Raw genomic sequence first — 21,775 nt, forward strand, 5'->3', positions numbered from 1 at the left:
GGCTCGCATCCCTTCTCTGATTCCCCGACTCTCTGATTCCCGCATTCCGGCCTGCCCGACCGGAATCCGTCACATGCCTATGCCGCCTGCACGGTCCGAAATCTCAGACGAGGCGGATCAACGGCTTGATGACGCGCCGGTTATCCATGTCGTCGTAGGCCTGGCCGATCTGGTCGAGCGTATACGTGCGGTTGTAGACGAAACCGGGGTTGATGGAGCCCGACAACACGCTCGGCACGAGGTCGGCGATGTAGTGGTGTGCCGGCGACATGCCTCCGGCGATGCGAATATTCGAGAAGAACAGGCGCTTGGCGTCGATGCTCACGCCATGCGGCAGGCCCACGTAGCCCACGGTTCCGCCGGGCGCTGCCATGTCGATGGCGGTGGAGAACGATTGCGCGGAGCCCACGCATTCGAGCACCCGCGAGGCCATCGCCCCATCGGTGAGGCTGCGGATGTCGGCGACGGCATCCTCTCCGCGCGTGGAGATGATGTCATCGGCACCGAAAGTACGCGCCAGCGCGTGGCGTTCCTCATGCGTGCTGCCGGCGTTGATGACGCGCGCGGCGCCCAGGAGTTTCGCCGCCATGATGGCGGAGAGCCCCACGGCCCCGTCGCCGACCACGATCACGGTGTCGCCATCGCCCACGCCGGCACTGACCGCCGCATGGTAGCCGGTCGTGAACACGTCGGTCAGCGTCAGGAGGCTGGGGATAACCGCGTCATCCGGCCGATGCCCATCGTCATAGGCCTTGACAAGCGTCCCATCGGCGTAGGGAATCCGCGCTGCCTCGGCCTGGCCGGCCCACGGAATCTCACGGCTCCAGAAGCCGCCGTGCACGCAGCTTGTTTCCAGACCGCGGCGGCAGTACTCGCAGGTTCCGTCGCTCCAACGGAAGGGCACCATAACCCAGTCGCCGGGCTTGACGGAACTCACGTCAGCGCCGACCTCACGCACGATGCCGACGAATTCATGGCCGATGCGGCACGGTGCCTGGGCGCCCTGCCCGCGGTAGGTCCACAGGTCGGAGCCGCAGACACCGGCGTATTCGATATCGACGATGGCGTCGGTCGGCTGCTCGATGACGGGGCCGGGGACGTCCTCGACGGTCATGGTTTTGTTTCCGTGGTAGATGGCTGTTTTCATGATTCCTCCTGATTCTGGATCCGTTATGTCTTGAACAACCGCACGATGCGCCCGTCGCGTCACCGCCCGGCGTCGTACCGCACGACGCCGCCGACAATCGTCTGCTCGACGGACAGCTCGTGAATGGAGTCCGGCTCCACATCATGCGGATCGCCGGACAACACCACGATGTCCGCGTACTTGCCGCGCGCCAGCGTTCCCAGCACGTCCTCCTTCTTCGCGGCGTAGGCGCTGCCATAGGTGTAAGCGCGCAGCGCCTCGTCCACGGTGAGGCGCTCGTCCTCGCCGAGCACCTCACCGCCGGCCGTGCGACGCGTCACCATGCCCTCGAGAGAGATCAGCGGATCGACCGGGGCGCACGGCGCATCCGTGGAACCGGGGATGACGGCGCCGCGATGCACGAACGCGCCCATGCGGTAGGCGCGGCGTCCGCGCTCGTCACCCAGCAAGCGCAGGTAGCTGTCGCCGTTGTCATGCATGAAGCTGCCCTGCGGATTCGGCACGATGCCATCGGCGATGATGCGCTCAACGGTCGCGTCGTCAGCCAGGCCCACATGCTCGAGGCGATGGCGCATGTCGTGGCGCGGGTACAGGCGCTGCGCATTCTCGATGGCGTCGAGGGCGATGTCAACGCTGCGGTCCCCGATGGCGTGGACCGCCATACGCCAGCCTTCGCGGTGGAGTATGGCCACATCGCGCTTGAATTCCTCCGGATCCCAGCTGAACACACCGGTGTTGCCGGCATCCGAGGCGTAGGGCTCCTTGAGGTATGCCGACAGGCTGTTGAACGCGCCGTCGAGGATGATTTTGAACGGGCCGATCGAGAGCATGTCGTCCCCGAATCCCGTACGCAGGCCCAGATCGATGCCGAAGCCGTGGGGAATGTCGGTCGAGAGCTCGCCCAGGTCATGCATCGCCGCGAAGTACGGCATGAGGATGCCGCGCTGGTGGATAAGGCCTTGCTCGTAGGCGGTCTGGAACAGGCCGATGTCGCCGGGCGTCTGGCCAATGCCGTTGCCGTCGCGGTCGGTGCCGGTTCCGGCGTCCTCATAGGTCGTGATGCCCTTGGCGAGCGTGTAGTCGGCCGCCAGGCTCAGCTGGTGCAGAAGCGTGGCTTCGTCCACCCGGTTGGCCATCGCCATGATGCGGAAGCACACCGTATCTTTGACGAGTCCGGTGGCGACCCCGTCCTCGCGGATCACGAGGCTGGGGTCGCCCTGGGTGTCAGGGTCGTCGAAACCCGCGAGGCGGAATGCCTGTGTGTTGATGACGGCCGCGTGATTGGAAATGTGGAGGATGAACACGGGGTGGTCGCCGGCGATGGAGTCGAGCACCGAGCGCTGCGGAAAGCCGCCGAGGGAGAACTGGTTGAAGCCCCATCCGAGGATCCACTTTCCGGCCGGCGTAGTGCGCGCCGCCTCGTGGATCCTCACATACAGCTCGTCCATCGTCGGCGCGGAAACCGGGCGCAGGTCCACCTGGTTGAGGTTGGCGCCCAGACCGGTGAAATGCAGGTGCGCGTCATGGAACCCGGGGCAGGCGTAGTGTCCGCCGAGGTCCATGTGTTCACGTGCGTCCACGCCGTCGAGGTCCCCGTCAAGTCCGACGATTTTCCCGTCGTAGACCCCGATGCGGGTCGCCCAGGGATGGGCGGGGTCCATGGTCTGGAACCTGGCGTTCTCGAAAATCGTATCGATGGCAAACATGTCGTTCCTTTCCTGCGCTGTCTTTTCTGCGCTCTCCTATGCGCTTCAGATCACCGAACCGGCGGACGGGCCTGCGAAGGGGTTGGCGAGCACCGCCATGTCAGCCCCGACGCGGCCGCCGCGGCCGGTGAACTCCGACACGACGCCGAGCGTCGAATCGTCGAAGAAGCGCGCCGCGTGCACGGATCCCGTCCACTCCTGCCCCGCCGACCACTGCGCCACCAGCGTGCCGTTGACGAAAACGCGACAGGCCACTTTGTCGGCCGGGGCGACGGGAACGACGGCGAAGCGCAGCGTCGTGCCATCCATCGAGGCATGGAGCTTGCCCGGGAAAGCGCCGCCAGTCGGGCCTCCTGGCGTCACGTCGAAGCCGATGCGCTCGGCGGGCGCGATATCGGGCGTGCGGCGCGGCGCCACGCGACGCTTCGTGGCGTGCTCGTACTGGGCGGCTGCCGCCAGGAGCAGGCGGTCGGAACCGGAGGGGCCGGCGAAGGTGAGGCCGGCTGGGACGCCTGTGTCTTCCATGAGGCCCATGGTCACGCTCACCGTGGGGATGCCCAGGTGGCGGATCATGCGGTTGCCGTTCGAGAAGAACGCGCCGTCCTGCAGCGCGGCCTCCACGTAGAACGCCTCGTCGGTTTCGGCATCGGCGCGGCCGATGTTGCTGTTCGTCGGGAAGATGAGAAGGTCGAACCCGGCCTCGCGCATCCACGATTCGAAGCATTCGCGGCGGATGCGCTCGAGGCCCCGCAGGCCCTCGGCGAGTTCCGGGGTGTCCTTCGCGGGCAGGAGGCGCCCGGCGCGCATGTACTCCGCCGCCTTCTGGTAGAAGCCGTATTGGCGGCCGGTGCGGAAGTCCACGGAATCATGCGGGTTCGGGAAGATGTCGTCGGGGTCCACGTCGAGCAGCGAACTCACGCCGGACATGTCGAAATCGTGGATGAATTCCTCGAGCACCGCGGCGTTGAGCTGCAGCCACTCGTGCTCCATCCAGTCGGCGGGGATGAGGCCGCGTCTGGCGAAGGCCTCGAGCGTGCGCGGGGCGGATTCGTACAGGTCGCGGATTGGCAGCGGCGTCCATTCCACGCTTGCGCCGAGGGATTCCAGGTCGCCGATGGCACGCAGGAGCAGGGAGTCGATGCTGGGGCGGATATACACGGACGGCACTGTGCCGCCGCGACGGCCCGCGTACTCGCAGACCACGCCGATGCGCAGGCCCGCGAGCACGTCCGTCTCGGTAAGTCCGTCGACGCCGGCTTCCTTCACGATTCGGGCGCCGTCGAGGCTAACGTGCTTCTGCCAGCGCCACATGTCGCCGCGCGTATCGGGGTCGTCGGCGATGAGGAAGGGCAGGATGGTGAGAAGGTCGTCCATGGTGCGGGTGTGGGGCACGACCACATCCTTGGTGGCGTGTAGCGGCCAGTTGCCGCGCAGCGAGATGACTCCGCGCGACGGCGTGTACGCCACGAGTCCGTTGTTGGCGGCCGGGGATCGCCCGGAGGAGACTGTTTCCTCGGCCAGTCCGAAGGCCGCGAGGCTGGCGGCCGTGGAGACGCCGGAGCCGTTGGAAGAGCCGGAATCCCAGGCGGCCGCAAGGTACTGGCGGTTGTACGGGTTCTCGGCGCGGCCGTAGACGCCGCGCTGCATGCCGCCGGCGGCCATCGGGGGCATCGTGGTCTTGCCGATCACCACGGCTCCGGCGGCTTTCAGCGCCTCGACGCTGAAGGAGTCCTCATTGGCGGTGACGTGGGCGAAGGCCGGGGAGCCCGCGGCCATCGTCATGCCCTTGACCATGTAGCTGTCCTTGACGGAGAACGGTATGCCCTGGAGCGCTCCCCTGTCGCGACCGCTGGCGTGCTCCTCATCGCGCTCCATGGCCTGCGCGAGCGCGTCGGCGGCGATGAGAGGCGTGGAGTTGAGATGCGCGCCGTTGCGGTCGTAGTAGAACAGGCGGTTGAGGTATCCGACCGTCAGCTCCGTGGAAGTGAGCCCTCCGGTGCGGATAAGGCGCTGCATGTCGGCAAGAGGAAAGTCGACAAGGCTAGGAAGCTCGGCAAGTCTGGGGCGTTGGTTCTGGGATGCCTGGACGGTCATGATGCCTCGTTCCGCCCGCCGGCGAGGACCGCCGGCGAGCTGGTGTGGTTGGTTTGTGGATGGTTATGCGGAATCGGCCGGCGCCGTACAGCGGACGCCTACTGCGTCAGAGCCATGTTGTAGAACACGGGGCCCTGCATGCCGCCGGAGTAGCCGGTGGTCTTGTTCGACACCGCCGAGATCTGCTTGTACTTGCTGATGATGATGTTCGGCACGTAGTCGTAGAACCAGGTCTGAAGGTCGTCCATGCCGGTCTTCACCTCGTCGTCGCTTGCGGCGGCGTTGATCTCGGAGGCGATCTGCGTGAACTGCGGGTCGGTGTTCCAACCGGCGCCGGAGGCCTGGAAGAAGGAGTACACGATCGGCGACGCCGAATAGCTGTAGCTGGAGATCATCATCTCCCACTGGTCGGCCTGGAACATCTTCTGCAGGCAGGTGGCCCAGTCGTAGACCTGCACGTCGGTGTTGATGCCGACGGCGTTGAGCTCCGTCTGGATCTCCATCGTCTCGTCGTACATATACGGGTAGTCCTTGGTGGCGATGAAGGTGATCGTCTCGCCGTTGTAGCCGGACTGCGCCAGCAGTTGCTTGGCCTTGTCGGCGTTCGCCTGGTTGTAGTTGTCGAGCGCCGCCTCGCTGCGCAGCGGGCTGTTCTTCGGCATGAGGCCGCCGTCCGTCTCGTACAGGTCATCGCTCTGGTGGCCTGCCTTGGCGATCTTGTTCATGTCGAGGGCGGCGAGGACGGCCTGGCGCAGGGTCTTGTTATCGGCGAAGATGCCCTGCTTCTTGTTGAACAGCAGCGTCTCGAGCATCTCGTCCTCCTGCACGCTCACGTCTGGGGAGGCCTTCACCTGCGCGTACTGCGAATCGGCGAGGGAGTACCCGACCTCATACTGGCCGCTGAGCGTACTGCTCATGCGGGTGGTGCCGTCGGTCACGAAGTCGAACTCGAGGTGGTCGGCATGCGGCGCGCGGGTTCCGGCGTATCCGTTCGTGTCGCCGCTGGGGCTCGAATAGTCGGCGAACTTGTCGAGGACGATGTTCTGGTCCTTGGTCCACGAGGCGTACTTGAACGGACCGGTTCCGATGTAGTCCGTGACGCCCGTATCGGTTGCCGCGTCGATGACGGACTTGGGCATGATGGCCGCGATGCGTCCGGTGTCGGCCATGATGTACAGGCCCTGCGACACCGGGGTGGGCGATGTGATGACGACGGTGGAATCGTCCTTCTTCTCCACCGTCGATCCGTCGAAGAAGGCGTGGCCGCTCTGCGAGAGCTTGATCCAGCGCTGCATGGACGCCACGACGTCATCCGCGGTCATCTCGGCGCCGTTATGGAATTTCACGCCCTGGCGCAGCGTGAACGTGAACGTCTTGTTGTCGGCGCTCACCTCGTGGCTGGCGGCGAGAAGATCCACCACATTGCCGTCTGCGTCCAGCGTCACGAGCGTCTCGTAGATGTTGCGCATCGTGTCACGCGCCACATAGGCGCCCGTCATCATCGGGTCGAGGCTGGTGATATTCGCGTTGAGCGCAATATGCACGGTGCCGCCGTCGACCGCGGCGCCGCCCGAGGCGGAGCCCGACGATCCGCAGGCGGTCAGGCCCGCGGCCATGACGGCGGCGACGCCCATCGCAACGATTTTCTTAATCAGAGTGTGGTGCTTCCTGCCGGTTGTTGTTTCGGAGACCATGGGATCCTCTTTCTCTTGTTTCTGACTGTGGCATGCCCTGTCTGCGCAAGGCGGGTGTCCGGCACGGGCTGGATGTCCGGTGGACCGGGGAGGGAACGATGCACGGCGCCGTCACTGGGGCGGCCCGTCCATCAGCCTGCGGTCGGTGGGATCGGGCAGCGGGATGCTGTCGAGCAACCGGCGCGTGTAGTCGGTGCGTGGATTGCGGAAGATCGACGCCACGTCGTCTTCCTCCACGAGTTCCCCGTGCCGCAGCACCCCCACGCGGTCGGCGATGAAGCGCACGACGCTCAGGTCGTGCGTGATGAACAGGTAGCTCAGGCCCAGGTCATCCTTGAGGTCCTGCAAGAGGTTGAGCACCTGAGCCTGCACCGACACATCGAGGGCGGAGACGGATTCGTCGAGGATCAGCACCCTGGGCTCCACCGCGAGCGCACGGGCTATCGTGACGCGCTGCAATTGCCCGCCGGAGAACTGGTGTGGGAAGCGGTCCATATGGGCGGAGGAAAGCCCCACGCGTTCGAGCATCGCCACGGCACGATCGCGACGGTCGGCGCGTGAGGAGCCGATGCGCTGGATTTCCATGGCCTCCACCAGCGCGTTGCCGATCGTCTTGCGCGGGTTGAGAGCGGAGAACGGGTCCTGGAACACCATCTGGATCTTGGACCGGATGCCTTTGCGCAGAAGCGCGGGCGAATCGTCGGTGTAGGCGCGCCCTTCGAAGCTTGCGGAGCCGGAGGTCGGCCTTTCGAGGGCACAGACCATGCGCCCGGTGGTGCTTTTGCCGCTTCCCGACTCACCGACGAGCGCGTAGGTCTGGCGCGGGTACAGCTCGAAGCTCACGTTCTTCACGGCGTGGAACACGCTCGAGGCGCCGTTAGTGAAGCCGCGCGTCACGTAGTCCTTGCACAGGTCGTTGACCTGCACGATGGGCTCAGGTCGGCGGGCGGCACCCGGCAGCCCGGATGCCGGCGTATCGGTTGTGCGTGGAGTGTCGTTCTCTTTCATCTCATGCCTCCTTGCCGGTCGAATCGTCCGCCCCGGCAGCCGCCGCGGCATCGTGCTTCTTCTGCGCCGCCTGGAACGGCAGGTCGTGCACCTCCCGGAAGCGCGCGCATCGTATGGAATGCGCCTGCCCGACCTGCCGCATCGCAACCTTGCCCGTGCGGCACTCCCCGGTGGCGAAGGGGCATCGAGAGGCGAAGCGGCATCCGTCGGGTACCTCCGACAGCTGCGGCACGGAGCCCTCGATCGTGGCCAAGCGCTCCGGGCGCGGCCCCGACAGCGGCGGCGTGGCGGACAGCAGACCCTTCGTATACGGGTGCGAGGGGTGGGCGAACAATTCGCGCACCGGCGCCGTCTCCACCACCTGCCCTAGGTACATGACGGCCACGCGATCGCACATCTGCGCCACGACGCCCATGTCATGCGTGATGAGGATGATGCTCATGCCCAGACGGTCGCGCAGCGAGCGCAGCACACGCAGAAGCTGCGCCTGGATGGTTACGTCGAGGGCGGTGGTTGGCTCGTCGGCGATGAGCAGCTTGGGCTTGTTGACGAGCGCCATGGCGATGACGACGCGCTGCAGCTGACCGCCGGACATCTGGTAGGGGTATTTGCCCATCCACAGCTCGGGCTTGTCAGCGCCGGCTTCCTTGAGCGCGTCGATGCAGCGGCTGCGCACCTCCCCCTTCGCAAGGTTCTTGTGGTGCACCCTCACGGTTTCCTCGAGCTGGCGGCCGATGCGCATAAGCGGGTCGAGGCTCGACATGGGGTTCTGGAAGATGAAGCCGATGTCCTCGCCGCGCAGGGCGCGCAGGCTGGCTTGGTCGAGGGAGAGCATGTCACGCCCATCGAAGGTGATGCGACCCTCGTAACGCGTCGTGCGCTCGTCGTGCAGGCGCGGGATGGAGAACGATGTCACGGACTTGCCGCAGCCGGACTCCCCCACGATGCCGAGGATCTCGCCCTGGCCGACGCTGAAGCTCACGCCTTCGACGGTGGTCTTCCACTTCTTGTCGACGGTGGCGAAGCTGACGGCGAGGTCCTCGACCTCGAGCAGCGGGCTGTCGGCGTTATGTGCGGCGGCGTTGGCGGTGTCGGCGGGCGCCTCGGTCGGCGGCTTGACGGATTCGATGATTGTCGGTGTGGCGGTCATGTCACTGCCCCCTTCGTTTCGGATCGAGCGTTTCGCGCAGGCCGTCGCCGAGCATATTGATGACAAACACGGTGAGGGCGAGCGCCAGGCCCGGGAACAGCGTCATCCAGGACGCGTTGTAGATATAGGTGCGGCTGTCGTAAAGCATGTTGCCCCAGGTCGGGGTAGGCTGCGGGATGCCCGCGCCGATGAAGCTCATGGCCGCCTCGACGAGGATCGCGTCGGCGAAGACGAAGGTCACCTCGACGATCCACGATGCGATGACGTTGAGCGCGATGTTGCGCCACAGGATCCTGAAGCCGCCGGCCCCGAGGCCTATGAGCACCTGCACGTAGTTCTCGTTCATCGTCGACATCGCGCTGGAGCGCACGACGCGGGCCACATACGGGGTGAGCACGATGGAGAGCGCCGCGACGACGCTTTGCGTGCTCTGCCCGAGCACCTCGACGAACACGATGCCGAAGAGGATGGCCGGGAAGGCCATGACGCCGTCGCACAGGCGCATGATGACGTAGCCGAGCTTGGGGTAGTACGCGGCGTACAGGCCGAGCACGAGGCCAAGGAAACCGGAGATGACGGCGGTGAGGAAGCCGACCGTCAACGACGATTTGCCGCCGAGCAGCACGCGGGTCAGGATGTCGCGGCCCAGGTTGTCGGTTCCCATCGGATGGGCTCCCGACGGGGATTCGAGCATCTGCGCCGTGTCGGTGGTGTAGGCGTCCATATGGGCTGCGACGGGGATGACGAAGCAGACGATGACGATGGCGAGCAGGAGCACGAGGCCCCACAGCGTCATGGGCGAACGGCGCAGGGCGCGGGCCGCGCGGCGCAGGCGGGACGATCCGGAAGCGTGGCGCGCGGCGGCGGAGGGAACGGAGGGGTTGTGTGTTGCGGCGGTCATGTCAGAACGACCTTTCCCTGATACGCGGGTCGATAACCGCGTACAGCACGTCGGTGAGCAGGTTCACGATGATGAACATGAAGGCCACGAAGATCATGACGCCCTGGATCATCTGGTAGTCGCGCCTCAGGATGGAGTTGACGACGAGCTGGCCGACGCCCGGCACGTTGAACACGGTCTCCACCACGATGGCGCCGGCGATGAGCTCGCCGAATGACTGGCCCACCACCGTGATGATCGGGATGGACGCGTTCTTGAACGCGTGCCTCCACAGCCGGCCGCGGGCAGGAAGCCCCTTGGCCTCGGTGGTGCGGATATAGGCGCTGCCCAGTTGGTCGATCATGGACGAGCGGGTCATGCGCGTCACGACGGCGATCTGGAGCGTGGCCACCGCCAGGGACGGCAGGATGAGATGCTCGAGATAGCCGCCGAAGTCCTTGGACGGCGAGATGTAGCCCGAGGCGGGAAGCAGGCGCCACTGCATGGCGAAGAGGATCATGAGCAGCAGGCCCGACAGGAAGCTGGGCAGGGAGCCGGTGAGGGTAGCGAAGCCGAGCACCGCCTTGTCGGCGGCGCGTCCATGCCGTCCTGCCGCGTACACGCCCAGGGGGATTGCAATGAGCAGGGCGATGATCTCGCCCAGCACCGCGATGGACAGCGTAGGCAGGATATGCGAGGAGATCGCCTCGCTCACCGGCATGTTCATGATGTACGAGTAGCCCAGGTCGCCGTGCAGCAGGTTGACGAACCACGTCCACAGCTGCGCCATGACCGGCTGGTCGAGTCCCATGGATTGGCGCACCGCCTCGACCTGCTCCTCGGTGGCGTCGTTTCCGACGATGACTCGCGCCGGGTCTCCCCCGGACAGGTGGGACAGGGAGAAGGCGATGATGCCGACGATGAGCACGATGGGGATCGCCGACAGCAGGCGTTTGACAATGTATCTGATCATGTCGTCCTCTTTTCCGATTCGTGCGTGCTGGTTTCCGGGAATTAGCAGCTCCCCCGCGAGGGGCTGCGGCGAAGTCTCACAGCTCCGACAGGATGGAGTCGAACACCGCCAGGCCCTCGTCGATCTCGGCGGCGGTGGAGTTCAACGGCGCGGCGAAGCGGATGGCGTTGTGGTGCACGCCGCAGCCGAGCAGCAGCAGGCCCTTCTCGATTCCCTTCGCGCAAATCGCGGAGAACAGCTCGGCGCCGCTCTTACCGTCCTTCTCCCCCAGCTCGATGGCGAGCATCATGCCCACGCCGCGCACGTCGGCGATGAACGGGTATTTCTTCTGCAGGTCGAGCAGGCGGCCCTTGAAGTAGTCGCCCACCTTGGCGGCATTGCCCACGATGTCCTTTTCCTTGAATTCGTCGAGAACCGCCAGTCCCGCAGCGCCGGCGACCGGATTGCCGCCGAAGGTGCCGCCATGCTGGCCGGGCATCCACTTGGCCATGTCCTCGGGACGGCCGACGAGCGCACTCATCGGGAAGCCGCCGGCGATGGCCTTGCCCATCGTCATGAGGTCGGGCACGACGCCGGCGTGCATGCCGGCGAACATCTTTCCGGTGCGGCCGTAGCCCGCCTGGATTTCGTCGAAGCACAACATGATGCCGTAGGTGTCACAGATCTCGCGCAGACCCTGCAGGAAGCTGGGGTCGGGCACCACGTAGCCGCCCTCGCCCTGCACCGGCTCCACATAGATGCACGCGGTGTCCTCCGGCGGCACGTAGTAGGTGAACATCTTCTTGATCTCGCCCAGGCACCACTGCGCGCGCTCCTTGGCGTCGTAGCCCTCCGGGCACAGGTCGCGCGACGGGTACGGCGCGAAGAACACGCCGCCCATCATGGGCTCGAGGCCCTTGCGATAGAAGGAATTCGATGCGGTGATACTCGCCGCGCCCATCGTGCGCCCATGGAAGGAGCCTTTGAAGGCGATGACGTTCGGACGGCCAGTGATGACGCGCGCCGCCTTGATGGCCGCGTCGGTGGCTTCGGCGCCGCCGTTGGAGAAGAGGATGGAGTCGAGGTCGCCCGGCGTGACCTCGGCGATGCGGCGGGCCAGCTCGAGCGTGGTCGGGTAGCTCACGACGTTGAACGACGCGGTGACCAGGCGGTCGATCTGCTCCTTGGCCGCGGCGATGACACGCGGATGGCAGTGTCCGAGCGCGTTGACCGCAATGCCCTGCACCCAGTCGATGTACCTCTTGCCGTTCACGTCGGTCAGGTACATGCCCTTGCCGGACTGCATGATGAGATCCGTGCTCTTGGAATACGCCGGGGCGAGATACTGCTTGTAATCGTTGAAATCCATGGACATTGCGTGCCTCCTGGTGCTGCCGCCGCGCATGCATGCGGCAGCGTGGCGTGATGGTCGCCGGACGCGCCATGCGTTCGAGGCATGGCTTCGCCTAGGCTGAACAAGGGTTTTGCGCGAACCGCAGCTCAATGCGCGATGCGGTGCGTGAATCGTCCGGAAGCGGACGATAAGGGTGACGATCCGGTCGGCGTGGCGTCCGGCGTCTGCCGCACCCTGCGCTTTCCGTTTCGTTGCCCCTACGATATGGCGGCGCGGCAGCGGCAACAATGGACATAATGCACTTGTTACGACACGACATTGGCCATGTAATACAACGGCTAACACAATGGTTACATGTCGATGACCGTCAGAGAACTTCTCGCCGAGGACGCGCTGCATCTGCAGCTCGTCGTGCTCGGCAACAGCGCCAACCTCGAACGCAGCATCTACTGGGTGCATATCACGGAGGTGGTGGATTCCACGGAATTCTGCGAACCCGGGGAGATCCTGCTCACGATAGGCCTCGACATGCCGCAAATCGACGACCGCAGTGCACAGGCCGCGATGGACGCCGATCCGCAGGAGATGGCGCGCTTCAATCGGATGTGCGACGCCTTCGTCACGGGCATGGTGGACGCCGGCGTGCTCGCGTGCGGATTCGGTGTCGGCATGCGGCATCCCACGGTTCCGCGGGCTCTTATCGAGGCGGCGTCGCGACATGGCCTGCCGCTGTTCGAGATTCCCATCGAAACCACGTTCCAGGACATCAGCCGCACCGTGTCACAGTCCATCGCAGACGAAGGCCACCGCTTCCTACGCGACTCGTACTCCCTGCAGCGCACGTTCATCGCCGCGGCGAAAAGCCCCGACCCGATCCACGCGACCGTTATCGACGTGGCGGATTCCATCGGAGGATGGGCGGCCTTCGTCACGCCCGCCGGCGAGGTCTGGGACGTGTCGCATTCCGGCGCGCGCGGCATGGCCCGCACCGTCGCGCTCACCTATCGTGCCCTTCATCAGCTGGGCGATGACAATCTCGCTCCCTCGCACGCCTCGGTGTTCGATCACGAAGGCAGCCTGTGCTGCGCCGCCGAGCTCCATGACGCAAGCCAGCGGCCGCTCGGCCTCATGCTGGGCGTGGCACCTGAGCAGGGCACCGACGAGATGGCGGTGCGCACGGCCGTCATGAATGCTGCGGACGTGCTCTCGGTGACCGTGGCACAGGCCATGCTGCGGCAGATCCAGCTACGCAGTCTGCGCGCCACCGTCATGCGCGGCATGGCGAACGGACTGGGCCGCGGGTTGTCCGACGTAGCGGCGGAACTGTGGGGACCGCTGCCGCATGCGCCGGTTGCGGTTCTGTGCGTGGACGGCGAAGCGGAGGATCTCACGCGGCTTTACGAAGCGCAGGCGCTCTCCGCGGGGCTTGACGGCATCGAGGGCATCGGCGGAATCAGCAGAATCAGCGGCATGGCGGATCCGCGATCCGATCCGTCCGATGCGACGATGGCGCGGACGCCACAGGCAACGCAGGGACCACAGGTGGCGCAGAGGCCCGACGATGGCTCCGTGCTGTTCGGCGATTTCGACAACAAACTCTGGTTCCTCGTCTCGCGGAACGAGGGCGCCGGCCTGCGCGAACGCATCAAGGCCGCGGCGCAACGGCTCGGCATACAACGGTGCGGAATCGGCATGGCGACGGCGACATCGTGGGAGACCCTGCGATCGGCCTACGCGGAGGCCCGCCTCGACCTGCAGATGTCGGCGATGCCCCTCTCCGCGGGCGGGCCAGGTGGCGGTGCCATCGCCGACCTCGACATCATGCACCTCATCGCACCACGCGTCGCCGAATCGTTCTGCCAGGCGTTCCTGCGCCCCTTGCTCGAGGACGGCCATGGTGCGACCGGCGCGACGCGTCATACCCTCTTGCGTACCGCGTCGTCGTTCGTCATCTCATCGTTTAACATCACCACCACCGCACAGCGGCTTGGCGTGCACCGGCATACCGTCGAGAACCGGCTCGCACGCATCGAGCAACTGCTCGGCGTCGATCTGGCGAACGCACACGACCTCATGCGGCTCTATCTTGCTATCGAGGAATACACCCGATCCCATCCCGACAGCCCCGCTGCATAATCGTGGTGTCTGCTCCGTGGTGTCTGCTCGCTGCGTCATCTCCCCCGTCGCCGGTCCGCCTTGTGTTCCGTTTTCGTCCAACAGTGGCTCTCGCTGGTCACCACAGCGGCAATGAGAGACACCGTTGGACGGGCGATAATCCGATGGGCGGGGAATCGGTCCGGGGCCGCACCCCCACTCAGGAAGTCACGCGCACGTGCCGGACGTCGAAGCGGCGCAAGGCGTAGGCGAGGGACGCGGCGCAGAGCACCACGAGGGCGGCAATCGCAGGTATGTCGTAGAAGTACGTGAGGTACGCGGCGTAGTGCGGTTCCGCGCCCATCTCGAACCATTCGAGTCCCACGTTCAGCCCAACCGCGAGTCCGAGGCACACGACGATGATCCACCAGGCGGCCGTCGCATGCCATGCGTCCGCGACGGCCTCCGGGGTGAGCGCATCCACACCGCCCGCATCCGCACCGCGCCGACTCCGACTCTGACGCTGCCGCACGAACCGCACGATTCCCCACACCACACAGACCAGCGTCAGCGCGGCGAGCGCGATGTTGAGCACGCGGAAGACGCGCACCAGCCGGCCGATCCATCGGTTCACGGCATCGTAGTCGATGCCCGACGTCGCATAATCCACAAGATACGGGGTGTTCGCCAGATCCGCCGCCTCGGCCGCCACGGACGCGTCGGAGGCATCGCCGGCGCGGCCTCCGGGGGAGAAATCGTCGAGAACCACCTGCGAGTACAGGCTCCGCATGGCGCCGTCGAGAACGGCGCGCAGATCGTCGCGCGTCATGCCGCCGACGGAGGCGAGCAGGTGAATGCGCTGCGTGTCGCGCGGTAGACTGCCGTCGGCGAAGGCGGCGTCGAGCTCGGCGTTGACCTGCCGGAACAGAGCGTCGACCTGCCCGCCGGACTGCCACAGGCCGCTCATAACCAGTGCATAGCGCACATCCCATGTCAGGATGTCGCCTTTCACCGGGTTGCTGTACAGCGTACCGGTGGTCATGGGATGGTTGATCAGCTGGTCGCGCAGCTCCGGGTGGGAGCACAACGTGGGCGAGGCATCGAAGGCCTTGGCCACCGCGTCGGCGGGCGCCCACACATACGATGACCTCCCCTCGGCGTCGATTTGGTAAAGCCGCTCCACGAATCCGCCGAGCTGCCCGGACATACGCGTTTCCATCCCCCGCACGCCGAAGGCGCGCTCGTTCACGCCTTCATACACGGCGGTGGCGCCGGCAAGCAGGCCCCACGGAAGCACGATGGCGACGACGAGGGCGAGGATGGCGGGCCGACGGATGGCGTCGCGCGCCGAGGCGTCGGCATGCGACGCGACGGCGACGGCCCCGCCGCACGAGAGAGCACCACCGCGCGAGCTTGCGCCACCACCACGCGAAGCCGCCCCACGCCGCCCGGTCAGCACCGGACCCCAGAGGCGCCTGACACACCACGCGCACACGATGGCGGCGAGATCCGCAAGCGCCAGGCATGCAAGCAGCCAGGTGCCGTCCTCTTTCATGAAGTAGGCGGCAGTGACCGACACCGCGAGCGCCAGTCCGTCGGCCAGCAACCATGCGGCGCGGCGCCCTTCGAGCGTGTGCAGCACAAGCAGGACCATCAGCGCGAGCACGGCGATGTACAGCGGCGTCATGACGGTGTTCCGGTACAGGCGCGTGCCGCAGTCGGGGCTGAATCCGATGGGATGGAACAGCGTGGCGGCGTAGGCGGCGAGCGCCCACCATGGATGCCGGGGCGCCAGGGTGTGCACGATGTCTGCGACAAGCGCCGCGGCGAGGCCCCACAGAAGCGCGATGGCGGTGGCGAAGGTCAGGTGCGATGCGCGGACGATGAGCAGGAACATCGAAAAGCCCATGACCTTGACCATGCTCAGCCAGTCCGGGTTCGTGAAATGGTCGGGCTGCGCGTAGCGCACGAGCAGGGCGTCGTCGAAGCCTGCGTATGACCACATGTAGATGCCGACGCGGTTGGCGCACCACACGCGCAGCGCAAGAAGCGCGACGGCGGCGAGCAGACACGCCACGATGGCGCCGATGGAGACGCGCGATGCCGCGCCTTGAGCGGACGGCGCTCCGTGTCGGCTTGTGTGACGGGGCGAATGGCGCCGTGTCATGACTGCCTAACCTCGCCGTGCGCCCCGTTCGCCGTCTCGTTCGCCGCAGACGACGAAGAAGCCGCCGCCCTCCCCTCGCGCCACGAGGCGAGGATGCATGCGGCGAGCGCGAAGACGAGGATCTGCATCGCCACGGCGCCCAGGTCGTAGTAGTTCGACCACGTCATGGAGAAACCGTCGTTGTGGTACAGGAACGCGTTGTACCACTGGATGACGGTCGAGTACACCAGAGACACGCCGACGGCGGCGACAAGAAGCAGGTACGTCATGACGGAGCGCGCGGTGACGGGCGGCGCGGCCCTGCGGCGGCGCACGAGGCGCACGATTCCGCCGATAAGCACGATGGCGAGGGCAATCAGCAACAGCGTATTGAGGATGCGGTACGCCCAGAACAGCAGGATGGCGAAGGTGTTGGCCAGGGCGTAGCGGGTGGGGCTGCGCAGCGTGTAGTCGGCAAGGTAGGGCAGGCCGAAGGCCTCGGCCGCGGTGGCGCCGATCTGCTTGGTCTGGCCGTTCGTGGCGGCGTTGTCGAGGTAGTCGCCGTACTTGGCGCCGGGCGTGTAGCCCGCGAGGAACGTGACGCCGGCGTAGCCCTCGGCGATATACGGCACGAGGCCGGCGATCTCACGCCTGGTGTATCCGCCGACGCTGGCGAGCGGCTGGATCGTGCGGCTTTTCCTCAGCGTGCCGTTGTCGAACGCGGCCTGGATCTCGCAGTTGACCTGCGCGAACAGGTCGTTGACCGCCTCCTGCGACGTCCACAGGCCGGTTTCGACCAGCGCGGAGTGCAGCACCCAGGTGATGCTGTCGCCGGGGATCGGAGTTTCGAAAATCGTGTCGGTGATATTGGAATGGTCGGGTTTGACGATCCACGGCGTGTGCACGATGGCCTGGTACAGCTCGGGATGCGACTGCAGCGTGGGCGAGGCGTCGAAGGCCTGGCGGATGGCGTCGGCGGGCGCCCAGACGTAGGAGGAGCGGCCGGGCGCGTCGATGGCGTAGAGGTATTCGACGAAGCGTCCGGTTTCGCCGCCGAGGCGCATGTTGCCAACGTACGCGCCGAAATACTTCCTGTTCACCGACTTGTACGCGACGCTCGATGCGGCGAGTCCGGCGAAGGGGATGGCGAAGGCGATGACGACGGCGACGATTCTGCGCCACGCGGCGGGAGCGGAAGACGCCGCGGCGTCAGACGATGCGGCGTCCGATGGCGATGCCTGCAAGGATGCGGCGGGGGCATCGTGGTTCCTCTCGCCCGCCTCGCGCCGGCGGTCGCGCACGCATATCACCACCTGCGCCACGATGCACACCGCCGCGGCCGCGGCCACGCACGCGACCATCCACAGGCCGTCCTCCTTGACCCAGTAGGTGTAGACGAGCGCGACGGTCATGAGCACGGACTGGCCGACCAGCGGCCATGGGCGAGCGGTGCGCGACAGCACTCGGTATGTCATGAGAAGCACAAGCCCGATAACAAAGACGTAGCACGGGATGAGGATGGAGTTGCGGTACATGCGCGTGCCGATATTCGCCTCGAACGCCACCGGGTAGAACAGCGTGTACAGGAACGCGGCTACAGACAGCCACGGACGGCGCGAGACGGCGCGTACGAGGAAGAACACGACGAGCGCCGCCGCCACCCAGAGCAGCGCGAGCACCGTCGGGTAGTTCAGATGCAGTATGCGCACGACGCGCAGGAGCTGCGAGTAGCCGGTCACCTTCATGAGGGCGCCGTCGTCGGACGGATTCGAGTAGTAGCCGGGAAGCGAGTAGCGCAGGAGCACGGTGTCGTCCCAGTGCTGGAGCGCCCAGAACCACACGCCCACGAAGCGCGCGGCGGCGATGCGCAGCACGATGGCGACGGCCATGATCGCGCACAGCACGCCGGGGCGCGGGGCGCGCAGGCCGGTGCGACGGGAGGCGGCGTCATCGCGGGAAGCGGAGACGGAGTCCGCGTAGGCGGCACCGGTCTTCGACGCATCGCCCGCCACGGCATCTGCCGCATCCTCCACCGCAGCCGAACGCCTTGCGAAGAATCGTCGTATCCCGGACCGCAACGCAACCTGTGCCATACCTCTCCTGACTCGCGTAGTCGCGCCGCCAGCCCTCGCGCGGCGCGACACCACGAATATCGTAAGAACCGCAAGGGACACGGCCCCCTGCGGTTCCTGGAAACACCACGCGGCGTCCGGCAGGCTCAGTGCGCCAGCGCCTTGGCGCGACGGTTGCCGATCCACTGGATCACCTGCACAATCACGATGAGGATCACCACGATTACCGCGAGCACGCCCGTCTCGTAACGGTTGTAGCCGTACTGGATGGCCATGTCGCCGATGCCGCCGGCGCCGATCGTGCCGACCATGGCGGAGCTGCCGATCAGCGAGATGATGGTGATGACGATGCCGCGCACCAGCGACGGCCTGGCCTGCGGGAAGACGGCGCCCCACAGGATCTGCGGAACCGTGGCGCCCGTCGAGACGCTCGCCTCCACAATGCCCGGGTCGACTTGCGCGAATGCGCTTTCGGAGATGCGCGCGAAGAACGGGATGGCCGCCACGCACAGTGCGATCGCGCCACCCGTGGGCGTGTACGGGTCGCCGACGAAGAAGGTGACGACCGGGATGAGCACGACGAGCAGGATGAGGAACGGCAGCGAGCGGATGGCGTTCACGATGAACCCGACGATGGCGTTGACCGCACGGTTGGCGTGCAGGAGGCGGCTTTCCGTCACGTACAGCAGCACGCCGAGCAGGCCGCCGAGCACGATGCCGACGACGGTGGCCACGACCACCATGTAGAGCGTTTCGAGCAGCGCCTCGGGAAGATGCGCCTGGATGATATCCCATGTCGTCATCGCGTGGCCTCCTTGTCGGTGTCCTTATCGTTATCCTTGTCGGTATCGGTCGGGGGAATCGTCTTGTCGCCGGCGCCCTCCGCGCCATTGCCTTCCTCGCCATCGTGCGCCTCGTCACCCGCCGCAAGCTCGTCGCGGTCGAGGACCTCGAATTTCAGCACCTTGCCGCGGATATCGTCGAGCGCCGCGGCCACCGCCGCATCCTCGCCCGACACGAGCACGATGAGCACACCGATCGGGCGCGCGCCGAAGTACTCGACGTTGCCATGCAGCACGTTGACGCTCACGCCGCGGTTGCGCGCCACGTCGCTGATCAGCGGCTCGAGCGCGTCGTCGCCGCGGTACGTCAGCTCCACGAGCTCGCCCGCCGGAAGCGAACGCACGAGGCGCGGCGGCAACGTGATGCCGAGGAAGCGACCCACAAGCGACTTCGTGGTGGGATGCTTCGGTGCACTGAACACGTCGAAGGTCTCCCCCTGTTCCACGATGCGCCCGTTCTCCATCACCGCCACGTGGTCGAAGATCTCCTTGGCAACCTCCAGCTGGTGCGTGATGAACACGATGGTGATGTGCAGCTCGCGGTTGATGCGGCGCAGCAGGGCGAGGATGTCCTGCGTGGTCTCGAGGTCGAGCGCGCTCGTCGCCTCGTCGCACAGAAGGATCTTCGGGTCGTTCGCGAGCGCGCGGGCGATGGCGACGCGCTGCTTCTGGCCGCCCGACAGGCCCGAGGGGTAGCTGTCGATGCGGTCCTCGAGGCCCACGAGGCGCAGAAGCTCGAGCGTGCGTTCGCGCCATTCGCCGCGCTTCCAGCCGCCGGCCTTCAGGGCGAACTGGATGTTCTGGCCCACCGTGAGGTTGCCCACGAGGTTGAAGCCCTGGAACACGAAGCCGATCTTGCGGCGCAGTTCGCGCAGGCGCGCTCCCCTGGCGTCGGTGATGTCCTCGCCGTCGATGAACACGCGGCCCTGGGTGGGGCGTTCGAGTAGGTTGATGGTACGCACCAGCGTGCTCTTGCCGGCCCCGGAGTAGCCGACGATTCCGTAGATCTCGCCGTCGAGGGCGAGCAGGTTGACGCCCTTGACCGCCTCGACGGTCTTGCCGCCTTCATGGAACGTGACGTGCACGTCCTTCAATTCGATAACGCTCATATGCTGTGCTTTCCAATAGTCGCCGGATGCTGGGTGCCGCGGGTGAAGGGACCGTGGTCGGGTGCATCCGGCCGGGGGAACGAAAGGCGCCGGCCCTCGCGAGCCGGCGCGGTGTGACGCGGGGTCACTCGGTGTGGTGTGCCGGGCGCGATGGCCCGGCGGCGCCGGCTCACTCGGTGCTGGAGCTCGATTCCTTGTCTTCGGAGGAGGACTCGCTGGCGGAGGAGCTGGTCGCGGATGCGGAGCTCGAATCGGACGCGGAGGCGGAGGCGGAGGAATCGTCCTCACCCCAAGCCGCGGGCTTGCCGAAGCTGGAGAAGCGGCTGTTGGCGATGGCATCCTTGAAGCGCTGGCTCACCAGGAGGTCCTTGACCGTCTTGGCGAAGTCGGTGTCGGCGTCGCTCGTACGCACGACGAACACCTCCATCACACCGTCGGTCTGGTCCTCGAGGGCGAGGGCGCTGTTCGGATCAAGGCCGGCGTCCCATGAGTAGTTGCCGGGCACGAGGCTGAAGTCCACGGTGTCGAGCGAGCGGGCGAGCTGCGCGGCGTCAACGGTTTTGATGTCGAGGTTCTTCGGGTTGCTCGCGATATCGTCGACCGTGGCCTTCGTGGCGTCGGTATCGCCGTTGAGCTCGATCAGGCCGACCTGGCGCAGCACGTCAAGCGAGCGGGCGAGGTTGGACGCATCGTTGGAAATGGAAACCGTCGCGCCGTCAGGGATCTGGTCGATGCTCGTGTACTTGTTGGAGTAGATGCCCAGGCCGAGTGTCGGCGTCTGGCCGAGGGACGTCAGGTCGAGGTTGTTGTCGGCCGTGAACTTCTTGAGGTAGTTGCCGTGCTGGAAGAGGTTCGCGTCGATGCTGCCGGAGTCGAGCGCCTTGTTGGGCTGCACGTAGTCGGTGAACTCCTTGGTGGTGAGGTTGTAGCCGTCCTCCTTGAGCAGCGGGGCGAGGACCTCGGTGACCATGTCGCCGTACGGGCCGGGGCACACGCCGACCGTCACGTCGGTGAGGGTGCTGCCGTCGGCCTTCTGGAGCTTGTCGGCGTTCGCGCTGTTGCCACCGCAGGCCGCGAGCGAGCCCAGCAGGGCGCATCCCGCGACGACCGCGGCGACCGTCTTCTTCAGGGAATCGAATGTCAGGGTGATGCTCATCGTCTCTCCTTCCGCCGTGTGGCTGTGACTTCTCTCGGACGATGGTTCACACACTATGCGGCCCCTCCATGCCACACGCGCCCGCTGTTATCGGGGTTCCTTATCGCCTCCTCAAAACGCTATCGCCATGTTTTATGGCGCGTTATCGGGAAGCGGAGACAGATGCGGAAGCGGAGACAGAGGCAGATGCGGAACAATGTGACGCACCGGACCTCGCCGTGCACCACCACGGCCCGAAATCGCCTTAGGCGGGTGCCACCACACCCGCCCAACGCCATTCCAGCCAGCCAACCGAGCCCAAACCCCGCAAAATCGCCTTAAGCGGGTGCCCCCACACCCGCCCAACGCCAAAACAGCCGTTCCCAGCAGCC

The 21,775-nt window shown here is 66.1% G+C and carries 15 protein-coding genes; 1 reads left to right on the forward strand and 14 read right to left on the reverse strand.

Annotation, left to right across the window (positions count from 1 at the left end; all coding sequences use genetic code 11):
• Positions 1–103: 103 nt before the first annotated feature.
• The 9 genes from PSRA_RS05305 to PSRA_RS05345 all read right to left on the reverse strand — a co-directional run bounded on the left by PSRA_RS05305 (position 104) and on the right by PSRA_RS05345 (position 12,006).
• On the reverse strand, positions 104–1,147 hold the full coding sequence (locus PSRA_RS05305) for a zinc-binding dehydrogenase (protein ID WP_094660862.1): 1,044 nt from the start codon (positions 1,145–1,147) through the stop codon (positions 104–106).
• A gap of 59 nt (positions 1,148–1,206) precedes the next feature.
• Positions 1,207–2,853: an amidohydrolase gene (locus tag PSRA_RS05310; protein WP_094660863.1), complete on the reverse strand. Its 1,647-nt coding sequence runs from the start codon at positions 2,851–2,853 to the stop codon at positions 1,207–1,209.
• 45 nt (positions 2,854–2,898) lie between these two features.
• Complete coding sequence (locus PSRA_RS05315) at positions 2,899–4,947, reverse strand: amidase family protein (RefSeq protein ID WP_094660864.1); 2,049 nt, start codon at positions 4,945–4,947, stop codon at positions 2,899–2,901.
• Positions 4,948–5,045: 98 nt separating this feature from the next.
• Positions 5,046–6,641, reverse strand: a complete 1,596-nt coding sequence (locus tag PSRA_RS05320) for an ABC transporter substrate-binding protein (protein ID WP_094660865.1) — start codon at positions 6,639–6,641, stop codon at positions 5,046–5,048.
• A gap of 111 nt (positions 6,642–6,752) precedes the next feature.
• Positions 6,753–7,649: an ATP-binding cassette domain-containing protein gene (locus PSRA_RS05325; protein WP_158216332.1), complete on the reverse strand. Its 897-nt coding sequence runs from the start codon at positions 7,647–7,649 to the stop codon at positions 6,753–6,755.
• Position 7,650: 1 nt separating this feature from the next.
• On the reverse strand, positions 7,651–8,799 hold the full coding sequence (locus PSRA_RS05330) for an ABC transporter ATP-binding protein (RefSeq protein WP_094660867.1): 1,149 nt from the start codon (positions 8,797–8,799) through the stop codon (positions 7,651–7,653).
• Between the two features lies 1 nt (position 8,800).
• Positions 8,801–9,700, reverse strand: a complete 900-nt coding sequence (locus PSRA_RS05335) for an ABC transporter permease (RefSeq protein WP_094660868.1) — start codon at positions 9,698–9,700, stop codon at positions 8,801–8,803.
• A 1-nt stretch (position 9,701) separates the two neighbouring features.
• Positions 9,702–10,652, reverse strand: coding sequence for an ABC transporter permease (locus PSRA_RS05340; RefSeq protein WP_094660869.1), 951 nt, complete (start codon positions 10,650–10,652; stop codon positions 9,702–9,704).
• Positions 10,653–10,728: 76 nt separating this feature from the next.
• A complete protein-coding gene (locus tag PSRA_RS05345; RefSeq protein ID WP_211280485.1) occupies positions 10,729–12,006 on the reverse strand; it encodes an aminotransferase class III-fold pyridoxal phosphate-dependent enzyme in 1,278 nt (425 codons plus the stop codon).
• Positions 12,007–12,345: 339 nt separating this feature from the next.
• On the opposite strand from PSRA_RS05345, the gene PSRA_RS05350 reads away from it, so the two are divergent.
• Entirely contained in the window at positions 12,346–14,121 is a 1,776-nt protein-coding gene (locus PSRA_RS05350) for a PucR family transcriptional regulator (protein ID WP_158216333.1), read from the forward strand.
• Positions 14,122–14,299: 178 nt separating this feature from the next.
• Here PSRA_RS05350 and PSRA_RS05355 read toward each other — a convergent pair whose 3' ends face one another.
• The 5 genes from PSRA_RS05355 to PSRA_RS05375 all read right to left on the reverse strand — a co-directional run bounded on the left by PSRA_RS05355 (position 14,300) and on the right by PSRA_RS05375 (position 21,404).
• Positions 14,300–16,246, reverse strand: a complete 1,947-nt coding sequence (locus PSRA_RS05355) for a hypothetical protein (RefSeq protein ID WP_143516343.1) — start codon at positions 16,244–16,246, stop codon at positions 14,300–14,302.
• On the reverse strand, positions 16,243–18,318 hold the full coding sequence (locus tag PSRA_RS05360; RefSeq protein ID WP_143516344.1) for a hypothetical protein: 2,076 nt from the start codon (positions 18,316–18,318) through the stop codon (positions 16,243–16,245). The genes PSRA_RS05355 and PSRA_RS05360 overlap by 4 nt, the downstream gene beginning before the upstream one ends.
• Before the next feature lie 125 nt (positions 18,319–18,443).
• Positions 18,444–19,100: a methionine ABC transporter permease gene (locus PSRA_RS05365; RefSeq protein ID WP_094660873.1), complete on the reverse strand. Its 657-nt coding sequence runs from the start codon at positions 19,098–19,100 to the stop codon at positions 18,444–18,446.
• Positions 19,097–20,248, reverse strand: a complete 1,152-nt coding sequence (locus PSRA_RS05370; RefSeq protein ID WP_094660874.1) for a methionine ABC transporter ATP-binding protein — start codon at positions 20,246–20,248, stop codon at positions 19,097–19,099. The genes PSRA_RS05365 and PSRA_RS05370 overlap by 4 nt, the downstream gene beginning before the upstream one ends.
• Positions 20,249–20,417: 169 nt before the next feature.
• Positions 20,418–21,404, reverse strand: coding sequence for a MetQ/NlpA family ABC transporter substrate-binding protein (locus PSRA_RS05375; RefSeq protein WP_094660875.1), 987 nt, complete (start codon positions 21,402–21,404; stop codon positions 20,418–20,420).
• Positions 21,405–21,775 lie beyond the last annotated feature (371 nt).

Origin of the sequence: Pseudoscardovia radai, assembly GCF_002259605.1 — a bacterium.
GTDB lineage: Bacteria > Actinomycetota > Actinomycetes > Actinomycetales > Bifidobacteriaceae > Pseudoscardovia > Pseudoscardovia radai.

Excerpts from the sequence above, each read along its gene's own strand:
- PSRA_RS05305 (WP_094660862.1), bottom strand. The coding sequence starts at position 1,147 with ATGAAAACAGCCATCTACCACGGAAACAAAACCATGACCGTCGAGGAC.
- PSRA_RS05310 (WP_094660863.1), bottom strand. The coding sequence starts at position 2,853 with ATGTTTGCCATCGATACGATTTTCGAGAACGCCAGGTTCCAGACCATG.
- PSRA_RS05315 (WP_094660864.1), bottom strand. The coding sequence starts at position 4,947 with ATGACCGTCCAGGCATCCCAGAACCAACGCCCCAGACTTGCCGAGCTT.
- PSRA_RS05320 (WP_094660865.1), bottom strand. The coding sequence starts at position 6,641 with ATGGTCTCCGAAACAACAACCGGCAGGAAGCACCACACTCTGATTAAG.
- PSRA_RS05325 (WP_158216332.1), bottom strand. The coding sequence starts at position 7,649 with ATGAAAGAGAACGACACTCCACGCACAACCGATACGCCGGCATCCGGG.
- PSRA_RS05330 (WP_094660867.1), bottom strand. The coding sequence starts at position 8,799 with ATGACCGCCACACCGACAATCATCGAATCCGTCAAGCCGCCGACCGAG.
- PSRA_RS05335 (WP_094660868.1), bottom strand. The coding sequence starts at position 9,700 with ATGACCGCCGCAACACACAACCCCTCCGTTCCCTCCGCCGCCGCGCGC.
- PSRA_RS05340 (WP_094660869.1), bottom strand. The coding sequence starts at position 10,652 with ATGATCAGATACATTGTCAAACGCCTGCTGTCGGCGATCCCCATCGTG.
- PSRA_RS05345 (WP_211280485.1), bottom strand. The coding sequence starts at position 12,006 with ATGTCCATGGATTTCAACGATTACAAGCAGTATCTCGCCCCGGCGTAT.
- PSRA_RS05350 (WP_158216333.1), top strand. The coding sequence starts at position 12,346 with ATGACCGTCAGAGAACTTCTCGCCGAGGACGCGCTGCATCTGCAGCTC.
- PSRA_RS05355 (WP_143516343.1), bottom strand. The coding sequence starts at position 16,246 with ATGACACGGCGCCATTCGCCCCGTCACACAAGCCGACACGGAGCGCCG.
- PSRA_RS05360 (WP_143516344.1), bottom strand. The coding sequence starts at position 18,318 with ATGGCACAGGTTGCGTTGCGGTCCGGGATACGACGATTCTTCGCAAGG.
- PSRA_RS05365 (WP_094660873.1), bottom strand. The coding sequence starts at position 19,100 with ATGACGACATGGGATATCATCCAGGCGCATCTTCCCGAGGCGCTGCTC.
- PSRA_RS05370 (WP_094660874.1), bottom strand. The coding sequence starts at position 20,248 with ATGAGCGTTATCGAATTGAAGGACGTGCACGTCACGTTCCATGAAGGC.
- PSRA_RS05375 (WP_094660875.1), bottom strand. The coding sequence starts at position 21,404 with ATGAGCATCACCCTGACATTCGATTCCCTGAAGAAGACGGTCGCCGCG.